The following is a 14,235-nucleotide window of genomic DNA, read 5'->3' as shown; positions in this document are numbered from 1 at the left end:
TCCGGGCGATCCTGGCTTCGACGAGTGCGAGGCTTGCCAGTAATCGTGCAGGGTCGACGTCTGGTTTTCACCAGGCGTCGACCAGATTTCGACCGGGCACTTGTCTTGCGATCATCAGGAAACAGCAACAAGCAGTAACGAACAGCTGCACGCACGACCAGGCAACACCAGGCAGCCCAGGCGCTCGACACGAAGAAGCGCGCAACATACGAGCAACACGCGCTCGCCAGCTCTCACGACTCATTGAACTTTGCCTTGCTCGTGCTGACGAACTAGCAACAGCCAAGGCGACGTGCAAAAGCCAGGCAACACAACACAGTTTTCAGAGCATCGAGATCACTTCGATTCGATGTTCTCTCGAGAGAGCGAAGCACTTCGACAACACATGTTTGGGTCACCTCACATGAGGTATCAGAGACAGTCTGTTGACCAAAGTGTTGTATGAAGGTCGCAACGCGAATCGAAAACAGGATTTTTCATCAGCGAACTCTTTTATCGCTCGTGAAAAGATGGTACAAACCGTTCTAAATTGATGGTGACATTTATGCTCAACTGGGATGACGAGATCACTGCCGTAACTCCCTCGAGCGCTACGCAACTGAATGAGTTGCGCAACGCCTCGGGATCGGCTGTCGGTACGCAAGTCGGAACGCGTGCCCCTCATCAAGCTCCCTCGGCCCAGGAAATCTTCGCGAACGACATCGCTGTCGCTCCTGTCGCCGCCCGTGCCGCTGCCCAATCTGCTGCTCAAGGAATCGCCGCCGCTCCGGCCGCGGTCTCCGAAGCGCGCGTGAATGTCGCCGACAAGCGCATCATCAACGGCCAGACCGACGTCAATCAGCTGGTGCCGTTCAAGTACAAGTGGGCGTGGGAGAAGTATCTGTCCGGTTGCGCGAACCACTGGATGCCGCAGGAAGTCAACATGTCCCGCGACATCGCCCTGTGGAAAGATCCGAACGGGTTGACCGAAGACGAGCGCCGCATCGTCAAGCGCAACCTCGGCTTCTTCGTCACGGCTGACTCCCTCGCCGCCAATAACATCGTGTTGGGCACCTATCGCCACATCACGGCGCCCGAATGCCGCCAGTATCTGCTGCGCCAGGCGTTCGAAGAGGCGATCCACACGCACGCCTACCAGTACATCGTCGAGTCCCTCGGACTTGATGAGGGCGAGATCTTCAACGCGTACCACGAGGTTTCCTCGATCCGCGCGAAAGACGAATTCCTCATTCCGTTCATCCATCCGCTGACCGACCCGGCCTTCAAGACCGGCACGGTTGAAGCCGACCAGACGCTGCTGCGCTCGCTGATCGTGTTCGCCTGTGTGATGGAAGGGCTGTTCTTTTACGTCGGCTTCACCCAGATTCTGGCGCTTGGCCGTCAGAACAAGATGACCGGTGCGGCGGAACAGTACCAATACATCCTGCGCGACGAGTCGATGCACTGCAATTTCGGCATCGACCTGATCAACCAGATCAAACTCGAAAACCCGCACTTGTGGACGGCTGAGTTCCGCGCGGAAATCCGCGAAATCTTCAAGCAAGCGGTCGACCTTGAATATCGTTACGCAGAAGACACGATGCCGCGCGGAGTGCTCGGCCTCAATGCGTCGATGTTCAAGAGCTATCTGCGCTTCATCTGCAACCGCCGTTGCCAGCAGATCGGTCTCGATCCGCTGTACCCGAACGAGGAAAACCCGTTCCCGTGGATGAGCGAGATGATCGACCTGAAGAAGGAACGTAACTTCTTCGAGACGCGAGTCATTGAATATCAGACCGGCGGTGCGCTGAGCTGGGAGTAATCCCGGGTGCGCTGCGGTCGAACGCAGTTGGAATGCGAACTCTTTGATGGGGATGCCGCCGGCCGAGCCCGCGGCAGTTATGGTTAGGAGCAGAACCGCCTGATGCAAAGCGTGCCCGGTGCCTTAGCGGCCCACAAACATGATAGGCACTTTGCGAACCCTTCAGTGGGATGGGCAAACTTCCCCCCGGAAAAAGCCGCTGGCCTGATGGCCGGCGGCTCGATCAAACGATTGCCGGCGTCGAAATCCGACGCTGACTGGACTTGGCGCGCGGTGCCCGATGGCACGGCGCGCCTTACCGTATTCATTAGCGTAAGCGCGCAGCACCTGCGTACGCCGATGAATAGCCCGCTTCGTAGTGCACGCCCTGAGAAGCGTCCGCGAGAAGCGGGTTTTGACGAAGGGTGTAGTTTGAACTGACTCTCATCTGAAAACCTGAAGGAGAAAATGATGGCAACTGCAAAGAAAGCCGCCGCTAAGAAAGTCGCTGTGAAGAAGGTTGCAGCGAAGAAGGCAGCACCGGCAAAGAAAGTCGCTGCGAAGAAAGTCGCAGTGAAGAAGGTCGCAGCCAAGAAAGTCGCTGTGAAGAAGGTTGCAGCGAAGAAGGTTGCAGCAAAGAAGGCGCCGGCTAAGAAGGCCGCTGTGAAGAAGGTTGCAGCCAAGAAAGTTGCAGTGAAGAAGGTTGCAGCGAAGAAGGCAGCACCGGCAAAGAAGGCAGCAGTAAAGAAGGTTGCAGCGAAGAAGGTCGCCAAGAAGGCAGCACCGGCTAAGAAGGCCGCTGCCAAGAAGGCGCCTGCCAAGAAGGCTGCCAAGGCCCCCGCGAAGAAGGCCGCCAAGGCCCCTGCGAAGAAGGCTGCGAAAGCCCCCGCTGCGCCTGCCAAGAAGGCTGCTGCTCCGAAGAAGGCTGTTGCGAAGAAGGCTGCACCGGCACCTGCTGCTACCACTGCAACGAGCGCAGCACCGGCAGCTACGGTGAAGACCGCGTTGAATCCGGCTGCAGCATGGCCGTTCCCGACCGGCAGCCGTCCGTAACAGGCTGACTAGTCGTTAGGCACATTTCGATGTGTCCGATGATTGAGTAGCCCTTCAGTCTCGCTGCTCAATCACCGTCCCGTCGCCGGGTTTCCGGCGGCGGGATTTTTTTTGCCCGCTGCGTTTCGTTTACACGGGCGCTTCGGCGTTACGTCAGATCGTAGCCAAATGCCTGCTTGAACCGTTCGTTGATCTCGGCCCGGGTGGGCGCATAGTTTTGCGGTCCCTGGTGTTCGATCTTGAGCGCGCCCATCAGGCTCGCCAGGCGGCCCGTGGTGGCCCAGCCAAGCTGCTTCTCGATACCGTACAGCAGACCGCCGCGGAAGGCGTCACCGCAGCCGGTTGGGTCGAGCACCTGCTTTGCGGTGACGGCGGGGATCTCTTCGATACCGCCAGCGTGATGGACTTGCGAGCCATGTTCGCCGCGCGTCACGATCAGCGCTTCAACCTTGCCGGCGATCTCTTCGATCGACCAGCCGGTCTTGTCGCTCACCAGCTTTGCTTCGTAGTCGTTGACCGCCACGTAAGTGGCCAGTTCGATCATGCGGCGCAGCGTTGCGCCGTCGAACAGCGGCAGCCCCTGGCCCGGATCGAAGATGAACGGCACGCCGGCGGCGGCCAGTCGTTCGGAGTGCTGGGTCATCGCGTCGTAGCCGTCCGGTCCGACGATCGCGAGCGTGATGTCCTTCGCTTCGTCGGCGTGATTCAGATGCGCCTGCATCATCGCGCCGGGGTGGAAGGCGGTGATCTGATTGTTTTCCAGATCGGTGGTGATCATCGCCTGCGCGGAATAGGTATCGTCCAGCACGAGCACGTGTTCGCGCGAGAGGCCCAACTGGTCGAAGCGATCCAGATAGAGCTGTGCGTCGACGGCGCCGAGCGCGCCCATGATGCGCGCGTCGCCGCCCAGCAGATGCAGCGAGTAGGCCATGTTGCCGGCGCAACCGCCGAACTCGCGGCGCATCGTCGGCACCAGGAAGCTCACGTTGAGGATATGGACCTGCTCGGGCAGGATGTGCTCCCGAAAGCGGCCCTCAAAGGTCATGATGTTGTCGTAAGCGAGCGAACCGCAAATCAGCGTAGCCAAGGCGAGTAGTCCTGTAGAAATCTGCAAAGATGAAACACGGGAGGGGCGCTCCGGACGCGCCGCTTCGCGCACCGCACAAACCGTGCGACGGATGCGAAAGCGCCGCGCAAAAAGGCGCGGCGCGGGTCCGGGTGCTGGACGCTTACTTCAGTGCGTCGAGTGCCGCGTCGTAGTTCGGCTCGTTCTTGATCTCGCCGACGAGCTCAGCGTGAACCACATTGTCGTTTTCGTCGATGACGACCACGGCGCGCGCCGTCAGGCCGGTCAGTGGGCCGCTCGTCACGTCGACGCCATAGGCTTGCGCGAACTCATGACCGCGGAAGGTCGAGGCGGTCGAGACGTTTTCGATGCCTTCGGTCGTGCAGAAGCGCGTGGCCGCGAACGGCAGGTCGCCCGACACCACGATCACGGCCGTGTTCGACAGCTTGCCGGCGGCTTCGTTGAACTTGCGGGTGGAGGTGGCGCAGGTCGGCGTGTCGAGACTCGGCACGATGTTCAGCACTTTGCGCTTGCCGGCGAAATCGGCGAGCGTGACCGGCTTCAGATCCTTGCCGACCAGCGAGAAGGCGGGCGCTTTCTGGCCCACGGCCGGAAACGTGCCGGCGACTTCGATCGGGTTGCCACCCAGCGTGACTTGACTCATGTTGTGCTCCGAAGATTCATCAGGGATTGACGGTGAACGCGCCCGTGGTGTTCCGGGCGCGCAAGAAAACTGCAGCGAGTGTTCAGGGGTAGAAAATCTGTACGCGGAAATTCGATGCGACCGCGTTGCCGGTATCCAGATGCACGACCATGGTTTGCGTCGAGCGTGGCGGCAGGCCGGCTGCGATCGGCGTGCCTGGTTTCACATAGTCCTGCGGCCACAGTACACGGCGCACGGCGACGTTGTTCTGGTCGTCGAGCAGCGTGAGTTCGATGGCCGGGTAGGCGAGCGCGACGTTGTAGCGGTTGCGCAGCGGCATCTTCAGTTCAAGCTTGTGCGGACCGTCGATCTGACGGAGATCGGACGGCTCGACCTGCAGGCCATCAATATCGTGCGGCGGCATGACGGTGCAGCCGAGCGGCGCACAGGCCTGCGCATAGAGCACTTGCGAGGCCGGCCAATCCACCATGATGAGTTCGCGTTGCCACCAGGCAAGCTGCGCGAGCAGGCCGAGCAACAGGATGAAGGCGACCAGCGCGCCGAAGATCGTCCAGCCGACGCGGCGCGGCGGGGCCGCACGCGTTTCGCGGATTACCTGGAACGGATCGGCTTCATCCTCTGGCGGATTGGTAGCGAAGGGCGTGGCGCTGGCAGCGGCAGCGGCGGTGCCGAAATGGGGTTCGTGGTCTGGAGCAGTGCGTAGCGTTTCGGCGGCGGCCTGCGCGTCTTGCAAGGCCGGTTCGTCGTCTGCGGGACGCTCCAGCGGCCGCCATACCGGTGCAGGCTCGGGCGCCACTTCGGGAGTTGCCTCGGGCACGAGTTCCGGTTCTACCTCGGGCGCGACGTGGGACACGAAATGATCGTGATCCGCGCTGACTGGTTCCGGCTCGGCCGCGAATACAGGTTCCCGATGTTCGGCAGCGTCCGGCTCTGCGGCGTGCCACGGCGTGACCGCCAGGCTGCCGGAGACGGGCGCCAGCGGCAGGTTGCTTGCATTGTGCAGCAGGCTCTGGTCAATGACCGCGTCGGCGCGCGGCGCCCACGGATCCCATGCCTCCGCGCTGAAATTCGGTGCTTTCGGACGCTCGGACGGCGCGGGGGCCGCACTCGGAGCCGGGTTCAAGGCAGTCACGGCTGCCGGAGAAATCGGCGTGGCCGTGGCGAAGTCGGCGCCCTCGGCGGTCTCGTACAGACCACTCGATGCGTCGAATACTTCCTGGCAATGTCCGCAGCGCACAAGGCCGCGGCGCAGCGCGAGCTGCGCCGGCTGAAGCCGGAAGACCGTTTCGCAGAAAGGACAGCGCGTCGCCAGGAGCATATTGAGCCGATTGGCCGCAGGGCCGGTGGTTGGACAATACGTCTTATTCTAATGGCTTTTCCGACGCGTTCCCGTCAGGCATACCCAACCTTCGTGTTCACGCCATACAGCTATGTCGATCCACTGCTCATAAACGCGTGCGACTTCCTCGGCCTGGCGCGCGAGAATCCCGGACAGCGCAAGGCGGCCGGCCGGCTTCACCTTCGACGACAGCATCGAGGCCATCAGCTTGAGCGGATTGGACAGGATGTTGGCAACGACGATATCGAACTCGCCTGCCGGGCAGTCTTCGGGCAAGCCGTAGGTGACCTCGGCGCGGTTACGCTCGCTGTTGTGGCGAGCGGATTCGACGGCCTGCGGATCGATGTCGATACCGTAGACGGGATTCGCGCCGCACTTCTTCGCGAGGATCGCGAGAATGCCGGAGCCGCAGCCGTAGTCGAGCACCGACTGGTTCGGTTTAACTGACTGCTCGAGCCATTCCATGCACAAACGCGTGGTCGGATGACTGCCGGTGCCGAAGGCGAGACCTGGGTCGAGTTCGAGTACGAGCGCGTCGGGGTCCGGTGCATCGTGCCATGACGGCACAACCCAGATGCGCTCGCCGATCGGAATCGGATCGAACTGCGACTGCGTGAGCCGCACCCAGTCCTGCTCTTCGACTTCACGCACGCTGAACGTGGGCGCGGGACTCAAACCCAGTTCGTTCGCGGCAGCGGTCAGCAGAACCGCCGGCTCGTGTTCCGTCGCCAGCAACGCGATCACGCGCGACCGCTGCCAGGCCGTGCGATCAGGTGTGAGACCGGGCTCGCCGAAGAGCGGCTGCTCGTCGGGCGTATCGGCATCCGCATCTTCCACCGACACGGACAACGCGCCGAGCTCGAGCAACGCGTCGGACAGTTCCTCCGCGTGCTCACGTGCCAGCTCGACGATCAGTTCCCGGTAACTCATGGCTTACGCCTCTTCCGGCGCGGCCTGCTGCTTTGCGGCCAGACGGTTTTCGAGGTAGTGAATGCTGGTGCCGCCCTCGACGAACTTCGCGTCGAGCATCAGTTCGCGATGCAGCGGGATGTTGGTCAGAATGCCTTCCACCACCATTTCCGATAGCGCGATACGCATCCGCTTGATGGCCTGCTCACGGGTCGCGCCGTAGGCGATCAGCTTGCCGATCATGGAATCGTAGTTCGGCGGTACGAAGTAGCCGTTGTACGCGTGCGAATCGACACGGATGCCAGGGCCGCCCGGCATATGCCACGACGTCAGGCGTCCCGGCGACGGGGTGAACTTGAACGGATCTTCGGCGTTGATCCGGCATTCGATTGCATGGCCCTTGAACACGATGTCGCGCTGGCGGAAGGCGAGCTTTTCGCCGGCCGCGATGCGGATCTGTTCCTGGACGATGTCGACACCGGTAATCAGTTCGGTCACCGGATGTTCGACCTGCACGCGCGTGTTCATTTCGATGAAGTAGAACTCGCCGTTTTCGTACAGGAACTCGAACGTGCCCGCGCCGAGATAGCCCATCTTCTTGCAGGCATCCGCGCAACGGTCGCCGATCCGGTCGATCAGGCGGCGCGCAATACCGGGTGCCGGCGCTTCTTCGATCACCTTCTGGTGACGGCGTTGCATCGAGCAATCGCGCTCACCGAGCCAGATGGCGTTCTTGAACGAATCGGCAAGGATCTGGATTTCGATGTGCCGCGGGTTCTCCAGGAATTTCTCCATGTAGACCTGCGAGTTGCCGAAGGCGCGGCCGGCTTCTTCACGCGTCATGTTGACCGCGTTGACGAGCGCCGCTTCCGTGTGGACCACGCGCATGCCGCGGCCACCGCCGCCGCCGGCGGCCTTGATGATCACCGGATAGCCCACCTGGCGGGCAATTTTCACGATCTCTTTCGGATCGTCGGGCAACGCGCCTTCAGAACCCGGCACGCAGGGCACGCCGGTTTTGATCATGGTCTGCTTCGCGCTCACCTTGTCGCCCATCATCCGGATCGTTTCCGGGCGCGGGCCGATAAAGGTGAAGCCGGACTGTTCGACGCGCTCGGCGAAGTCGGCGTTCTCGGAGAGGAAGCCGTAGCCGGGGTGGATCGCTTCGGCGTCAGTGACTTCGGCCGCGCTGATCAGCGCCGGCATGTTCAGATAGCTCAGGTTCGAAGGCGCCGGGCCGATGCAGACGGCCTCGTCGGCGAGCTTCACGTACTTGGCTTCTTTATCGGCTTCGGAATAGACGACGACCGTCTTGACACCGAGCTCACGGCAGGCGCGCTGGATACGAAGCGCGATTTCGCCGCGATTGGCAATGAGAATTTTTTCAAACATAGCGGATTTTCGACTCATCAATGGGCGCCGGTTGAGGGCAACTCGGCTGCCTCAGAGGATCGGTCGCGCACCCCGTTCCAGCAGGCGCGCGGACGGCAAACGCAAAGCGTGCCGCGTTAGCCGACCACGAACAGCGGCTGGCCGTATTCGACGGCTTGGCCGTTGTCGACGAGGATTTCCTTGACCACGCCGGACTTGTCCGACTCGATTTCATTGAGCAGCTTCATCGCTTCGATGATGCAGATCGTCTGGCCTTCCTTGACCGTATCGCCCACCTGGACGAACGCCTCGGCACCTGGCGACGGCGCACGATAGAACGTGCCGACCATCGGCGAGGTCACTACATGGCCTTGCTGTGCAACCGGGGCCGGCGTGGCCGGAGCAGCCGGTGCTTCGGCTGCAGGGCCCGCGACTGGCGCCGGAGCGGCGTACTGCGGTGCGTAGGACGCGGACGGCTGGACGTAAACCGGCGGCGCATTCTTGACAATGCGAACCTTGCCTTCACCTTCTGTCACTTCCAGTTCCGAAATGCCGGACTCGGAGACGAGGTCGATCAGAGTCTTCAGTTTACGTAGATCCATTGGGCACATCCCCTTTCAATACATGAAGTGCCGGCGGCGTTGCCTGCCGGCTAAAAGTAGTTTGTTGGAATCAGCCGCGCGACGAGCCGGCGGCGAGCCGGTCCAGCGCAAATTCGAGCGCGTACAGATATCCCTTCCAGCCGAGGCCGCAAATGACGCCCTCGGCCTGGTCGGAGAAATACGAGTGATGCCGGAACGGTTCGCGACGATGCACGTTCGACAGATGAATCTCGACGAACGGGATGCCGACCCCCGCCAGTGCGTCCCGAACCGCCACGCTGGTGTGCGTGTACGCGGCGGGATTGATCAGAATGAAATCGGTTTTTTCGATCCGTGCGGACTGGATGCGATCGACCAGGGCACCTTCATGATTGCTCTGGAACGACGCGAGCTCGACACCGGCGTCCGTTGCACGGTCGGCCAGCGCCTGATCGATCTGCGGCAGTGTCACGTGACCATAGACCTCCGGTTCCCGGGTACCGAGAAGGTTGAGGTTGGGTCCGTGCAGTACCAGCAGTCGCGTCATGGTCGCTTCTATTTCCGTGGAGTTGGGCGCACTTTAGCGCTGATTAGAGAAACTTGTCTAGTTTCACGCGCACGTGGCTTGATCTGGACGGCCTTCGACGGACCGTCCGTACGCGCATCTTCCCGCAATTTTATGCAATTTACGCCCAATCCGACGGGTTCGGGCGGCAATTAACCGTTAGGCGAATGTCAAATTCAGAGCGCGTCGAGCGTGTGTTTTAGCTCGTTCGGCTGGATTTGCCCTAATTTTGTCGAGCGAACGTTGCCTTTGGCGTCGATCACGACCGTGAACGGCAAGCCACCCGCATTATTGCCGAAGGCCCGGGCGAGGTCCGCACCGCCAAAACCGATCACGTAGACCGGGTAGTCCACCGGCACCTTTTGCAGGAAGGCCTTCACGTTTTTGTCCGAATCGACGCCAAGTCCGACGAACTCGATGCCTTTCTTCGCGTATTCGCGATGCAACTGGGCAAGCGACGGCATCTCTTCCACGCACGGCCCGCACCACGAAGCCCAGAAGTTGATCACCACCGGGTGTCCCTTGAGCAGGCTGAGCGATTGCGGTTTGCCATCGGCATTGGTGACGGGGGCTGCCCACAACTGGGCGACGGCGCTTTGCGACGCTGGCTGCGCCGCCTCTGCGACGTCCACTCCGCCTGCGTTCAGCAGGCTGTGGCCCGCGAATACGCCTGTACCCGCTGCGATTAACGCTACGAAAGCACTTGCCACAATCAGTTTGGTCTTCATGAGTGTTCGATCAATTGTTGGGGGAGGTGATGCCGCCTTCGTCGAGCAACGCCTGTACGGTCTGCGCGCTCGCCCGGGCGTGGCGGCCGCGCGAATCGGCACGGACCGCGCCGCGCAGGTCGTCGGTGCCGTATAGCGCGACGTGGATGCCGACCGGCCCGTCGCCAGACGCTGCCCGGTCTGGGCGCCACAGGAAACTCAGCGTTTCGACGTACCCGCGGCCCGCGAAATGACGCGTCTCGGAGACGTCGTATTGCACGTTGGCGTTGAGGAAATAGATCGCGACGTCTTTCGGGTTGTCGCAGAACGCTTGCAGATAGACATCCGAATGCTCGCCTGCGGTGCCGTTGAGCACGGCGCCCGTCAGATAGGGGTTGAAGGGAGCGAGCCGCTGCATCCAGTCGAGTGCTACGCCGCGCAGGCGGCGTAGCACCATCGGCTGGCTGTCGCCTTGAAAAAGCGACTGGTACTCGCGGATTTCTTCCTCGATCTGGTCATTATCTGGCAGCCATTCACCAGCAACACGTGTCTCCCCGACGACTTGCCGCGCAGCTTTGCGCTTGGCCGTCGAGTAGTCCAGACCATCCTCGGCGATCATCCGCGCAGCGGCGATGGCGATTTCCTCGCGTACCCGCAGCGGATCGAAATGTGATTTGCGAGCCATCTCACAATCATACTAGAGAATGAAGGGCGGCCTTTCCGCGCTGGGCCGGCGTGCAGTCCGCCCGGTGGGCCAGACCGGCTGGGCGCGTCCGCGCTGCGTAGGGCATTCGAAGGGCGTCGGTTACAATAGCGTCCTTTGCAGACGGACCTTTTCGGCCCTTCCTGCGCATCTCCTCCCACGCAAATACGCCCGCGCGGCACGACAGGCTTATGCACATCCACATCCTCGGCATCTGCGGCACGTTCATGGGCGGTCTCGCGGTACTCGCGCGCGGCGCCGGGCATACGGTGACCGGCTGCGACGCCGGTGTCTACCCGCCCATGAGCACGCAGCTCGAGGCCCAGGGGATTCGTCTTATAGAGGGTTATGGCGCGGAGCAGGTCGATCTGAACCCCGATCTGTTCGTGATCGGCAACGTGGTTTCGCGCGGCAATCCGCTGATGGAAGCGATTCTCGACCGCGGCCTGCCCTATGTGTCCGGCCCCCAGTGGCTCGGCGAGCACGTGCTGAACGGCAAGTGGGTGCTGGCAGTGGCCGGCACGCATGGCAAGACGACCACGAGTTCGATGCTCACCTGGCTGCTCGAAGACGCTGGCTTGAACCCGGGGTTTCTGATCGGCGGGGTGCCGCTGAACTTCGGCATTTCGGCGCGGCTGACCGATTCGAGCTTCTTCGTGATCGAAGCCGACGAGTACGACACGGCCTTCTTCGACAAGCGCTCGAAGTTCGTCCACTACCGGCCGCGCACGGCGGTTCTGAACAACCTCGAGTTCGATCACGCCGACATTTTCCCCGATCTCGCCGCTATCGAGACGCAGTTCCACCATCTGGTCCGCACCGTGCCGGGCATTGGGAGGATTGTCACGAACGGTCGCGAAGATGCGCTCGAACGGGTGCTCTCGCGTGGCTGCTGGAGCGAAGTGGAGCGCTTCGGCGTGCAGGGCGGTTGGGAGGCGCTGCCGGCTGAAGACGGCGTGCCTGTCGACGAGCGTTTCGCCGTGTATCACAACGGGGCGCGCGTCGGCGTGGTCGACTGGCAGGTGCAGGGCGAACATAACCGCCTGAACGCGATCGCGGCGATCGCCGCGGCGCGCAGCGTGGGCGTTCCGCCCGCGCAGGCCACGCAGTCGCTCGCGAGTTTTCGCAATGTGAAGCGCCGGATGGAAGTGCGCGGCAGCGTCGACGGCGTGACGGTCTACGACGACTTCGCGCATCATCCCACCGCCATCGAAACGACCGTCGCCGGTCTGCGGACACGCGTCGGCCGCGAACGCACGCGCATCCTGGCCGTGCTGGAACCGCGTTCGAACACGATGAAGCTCGGTGTGATGAAGGCGCAATTGCCCGCGAGTCTCGTAGACGCGGATCTGGTATTCGGTTATGGCGCGCCCACCGGGCGTGACGCGCTGGGCTGGAATCTCGGCGAGGCGCTGGCGCCGCTCGGCGACAAGGCGCAGGCCTTCGGCAACCTCGATGCGCTCGTCAAAGCGGTAGCGGCGGCCGCGCAGCCCGGTGATCAGGTGCTGGTGATGAGTAATGGTGGCTTTGGTGGTGTCCACCAGAAGCTGCTCGATGCGCTCTCTGAGCGGCCGGCTAAGGCACGGCCGGGTGCACGTCCCGATTCAACCGAGCGGGGCGAGGCGTGATCCTTTATCTGCACGGCTTCCGCTCATCACCGAATTCGTTCAAGGCACGCGTGATGGCTACGCGTCTGGCCGAACTCGGCCGCTCGGCGGAATGGTGCTGCCCGATGCTGCCGGTGTCGCCGCTCGAGACCATCGCCCTGGCTGAATCGCTGGCCGCTAAGGCAGCAGCGCCGGTGACCGTGATCGGCAGTTCGCTGGGCGGCTATTTCGCTACGCATCTGGCGGAAAAACACGGCTGGCCCGCAGTCCTGCTAAACCCGGCGGTCGTGCCACAACGCGATCTCAGCGAGTATCTTGGCGAGCAGCCGCTGTGGCACGGCGGCGGCAGCATCGTCGTCGAGCCGCACCATCTGGACGAACTACGCGCACTTGGGGTCGCTGCCATCACGCGGCCCGAACGCTATTATTTGATTGCTGCGACCGGCGACGAAGTGCTCGATTACCGCGAGATGCTCGCCCATTATCCGGGCGCACGCACGACGCTGATCGAAGGCAGCGACCACGCGATCAGTGAATTCGAGCGGTACGTCGACGACGTGCTGGCCTTTTGCGACGCAGAGGATCTGGAGCCGCCGGCGCCACGCGCGGCGGCCTGACCCGTTGATGCATTGATTCATGCCGCCGGCGCCCAGCATGAGCGCGGCGGATCTACCACCACGAACACGTTGCCGACGCGCAGGCCGGATTCAACCGCCAGGCGCTGCGGCAGATGCAAGTCAGAACGAGAGTATTGAGTGAACGTTTTCTTCGAGGAATCGGGCAATTTCAAGGCGGGCAGCGTGCTGTCGCGCCAGGGCGATGCATTCCAGGTGGAGCTGCCGGGCGGCCGGCGCACGAAGGTGCGGTCGAAAGACGTGCTGATCGAATTCGAGAAGCCAAGCGCCGGCGATCTGATCCAGCAGGCCGACGCGGCCGCGCAAGAGATCGATCTGGATTTCCTGTGGGAGTGCGCGCCAGAGGATGAATTCCCGTTTGCGACGTTGGGCGCCGATTACTTCGGTGCGTCGTTCGGTCCGGTGGAGCGGGCGGCACTGGTGTTGCGCATGCACAGCGCGCCGGTGTACTTCCGTCGCAAGGGCCGCGGCCAGTATCAGCGCGCGCCGCAGGAGCAGCTCAAGCTGGCGCTTGCCGCGCTCGAGCGCAAACGTCAGCAGGGGCTGGTGCAAGCCGAGTATGAAGAAGAGCTGAAGGCCGGCCGTCTGCCCGAAGCCTTCGCCGGCAAGGCGCTTGGCCTCTTGACCAAGCCTGACAAGAACACCATCGAATACAAGGCGCTCGAAGCGGCCGCGGCGGCGCGCGGCATTTCGCAGGCGCGTCTGATGCTCGAATGCGGTGGTATTCCTTCGGCGCGCGCGTTGCATGAAGCACGCTTCCTGTCGGAATTCTTCCCGCACGGCACTGGTTTTGCCCCCGTGACGGTCGGCGCCCTGCCCGAGGATCTGCCGGAAGCCGATGTCCAGGCGTTCTCGATCGACGACGTCACCACCACCGAAATCGACGATGCGTTCTCGGTCGAGGATCTCGCGGATGGGCGCGTGCGGATCGGCGTGCATATCGCCGCGCCGGCGCTGGGTATCGCGCGCGGCGACGAGGTGGATGGCATTGCCCGCACGCGTTTGTCGACGGTGTATATGCCGGGCGACAAGATCACGATGCTGCCGGACAGCGTCGTCGAAGCGTTCACGCTTGCGGAAGGCGGCCTGCGGCCGGCGCTCTCGCTGTATGTGATCGTCAATCGCGAGACGCAGGAGATTGTCGCAAGCGAGACACGCGCCGAGCGTGTGTTCGTGAAGAGCAACCTGCGCCACAACACGCTCGACGAACTGGTCACCGAAGAGGCGCTTGCCGCCGGCAGCGGCGAATATCCGC

General features: G+C 62.5%; 15 protein-coding genes. 6 read left to right on the top strand and 9 right to left on the bottom strand.

The features are described 5' to 3' along the window. Positions 1-544: 544 nt before the first annotated feature. The 3 genes from M0954_RS09215 to M0954_RS09205 all read left to right on the top strand — a co-directional run bounded on the left by M0954_RS09215 (position 545) and on the right by M0954_RS09205 (position 2,833). The gene (locus M0954_RS09215) at positions 545-1,801 is read left to right on the top strand and encodes a ribonucleotide-diphosphate reductase subunit beta (RefSeq protein ID WP_122152588.1); all 1,257 of its coding nucleotides are present in this window, start codon (positions 545-547) and stop codon (positions 1,799-1,801) included. A 102-nt stretch (positions 1,802-1,903) separates the two neighbouring features. Then, entirely contained in the window at positions 1,904-2,221 is a 318-nt protein-coding gene (locus M0954_RS09210) for a hypothetical protein (protein WP_297352773.1), read from the top strand. Between the two features lie 30 nt (positions 2,222-2,251). Further along, entirely contained in the window at positions 2,252-2,833 is a 582-nt protein-coding gene (locus M0954_RS09205) for a histone H1-like DNA-binding protein (RefSeq protein ID WP_122152586.1), read from the top strand. Between the two features lie 148 nt (positions 2,834-2,981). Here M0954_RS09205 and M0954_RS09200 read toward each other — a convergent pair whose 3' ends face one another. From M0954_RS09200 to M0954_RS09160, 9 genes are all read right to left on the bottom strand, one after another. Continuing rightward, entirely contained in the window at positions 2,982-3,920 is a 939-nt protein-coding gene (locus M0954_RS09200; RefSeq protein WP_297352771.1) for a carbohydrate kinase family protein, read from the bottom strand. A 142-nt stretch (positions 3,921-4,062) separates the two neighbouring features. Next, positions 4,063-4,563, bottom strand: coding sequence for a thiol peroxidase (tpx, locus tag M0954_RS09195; RefSeq protein ID WP_074262521.1), 501 nt, complete (start codon positions 4,561-4,563; stop codon positions 4,063-4,065). Between the two features lie 82 nt (positions 4,564-4,645). Next, on the bottom strand, positions 4,646-5,881 hold the full coding sequence (locus M0954_RS09190; RefSeq protein ID WP_297352769.1) for a DUF3426 domain-containing protein: 1,236 nt from the start codon (positions 5,879-5,881) through the stop codon (positions 4,646-4,648). A gap of 48 nt (positions 5,882-5,929) precedes the next feature. After that, positions 5,930-6,832, bottom strand: a complete 903-nt coding sequence (prmA, locus tag M0954_RS09185; protein WP_297352767.1) for a 50S ribosomal protein L11 methyltransferase — start codon at positions 6,830-6,832, stop codon at positions 5,930-5,932. Between the two features lie 3 nt (positions 6,833-6,835). Beyond that, a complete protein-coding gene (gene accC / locus M0954_RS09180; protein ID WP_123384868.1) occupies positions 6,836-8,203 on the bottom strand; it encodes an acetyl-CoA carboxylase biotin carboxylase subunit in 1,368 nt (455 codons plus the stop codon). Positions 8,204-8,319: 116 nt separating this feature from the next. Continuing rightward, positions 8,320-8,784 (bottom strand): acetyl-CoA carboxylase biotin carboxyl carrier protein, encoded by a 465-nt coding sequence (gene accB, locus M0954_RS09175; protein WP_122152581.1) that lies wholly within the window; start codon positions 8,782-8,784, stop codon positions 8,320-8,322. A 70-nt stretch (positions 8,785-8,854) separates the two neighbouring features. Beyond that, a complete protein-coding gene (gene aroQ / locus M0954_RS09170; protein WP_074262516.1) occupies positions 8,855-9,310 on the bottom strand; it encodes a type II 3-dehydroquinate dehydratase in 456 nt (151 codons plus the stop codon). Between the two features lie 194 nt (positions 9,311-9,504). After that, positions 9,505-10,056 carry a redoxin family protein gene (locus M0954_RS09165; RefSeq protein WP_122152580.1) on the bottom strand — a complete coding sequence of 184 codons (552 nt, stop codon included), beginning with the start codon at positions 10,054-10,056 and terminating at the stop codon, positions 9,505-9,507. Positions 10,057-10,066: 10 nt separating this feature from the next. Beyond that, positions 10,067-10,720, bottom strand: coding sequence for a UDP-N-acetylmuramate--alanine ligase (locus M0954_RS09160; protein ID WP_122152579.1), 654 nt, complete (start codon positions 10,718-10,720; stop codon positions 10,067-10,069). A gap of 209 nt (positions 10,721-10,929) precedes the next feature. On the opposite strand from M0954_RS09160, the gene mpl reads away from it, so the two are divergent. From mpl to M0954_RS09145, 3 genes are all read left to right on the top strand, one after another. After that, a complete protein-coding gene (gene mpl / locus M0954_RS09155; protein WP_297352765.1) occupies positions 10,930-12,366 on the top strand; it encodes a UDP-N-acetylmuramate:L-alanyl-gamma-D-glutamyl-meso-diaminopimelate ligase in 1,437 nt (478 codons plus the stop codon). Beyond that, on the top strand, positions 12,363-12,962 hold the full coding sequence (locus M0954_RS09150; protein WP_133892432.1) for a YqiA/YcfP family alpha/beta fold hydrolase: 600 nt from the start codon (positions 12,363-12,365) through the stop codon (positions 12,960-12,962). Before mpl ends, M0954_RS09150 begins: the two co-directional genes overlap by 4 nt. 138 nt (positions 12,963-13,100) lie before the next feature. Continuing rightward, the coding region (locus M0954_RS09145) for an RNB domain-containing ribonuclease (protein WP_297352763.1) at positions 13,101-14,235 on the top strand (1,135 nt) is incomplete at its 3' end.

This window comes from Paraburkholderia sp., assembly GCF_026225065.1.
Taxonomy (GTDB): Bacteria; Pseudomonadota; Gammaproteobacteria; order Burkholderiales; family Burkholderiaceae; genus Paraburkholderia.
This window is presented reverse-complemented; position numbering and strand designations above follow the sequence as displayed.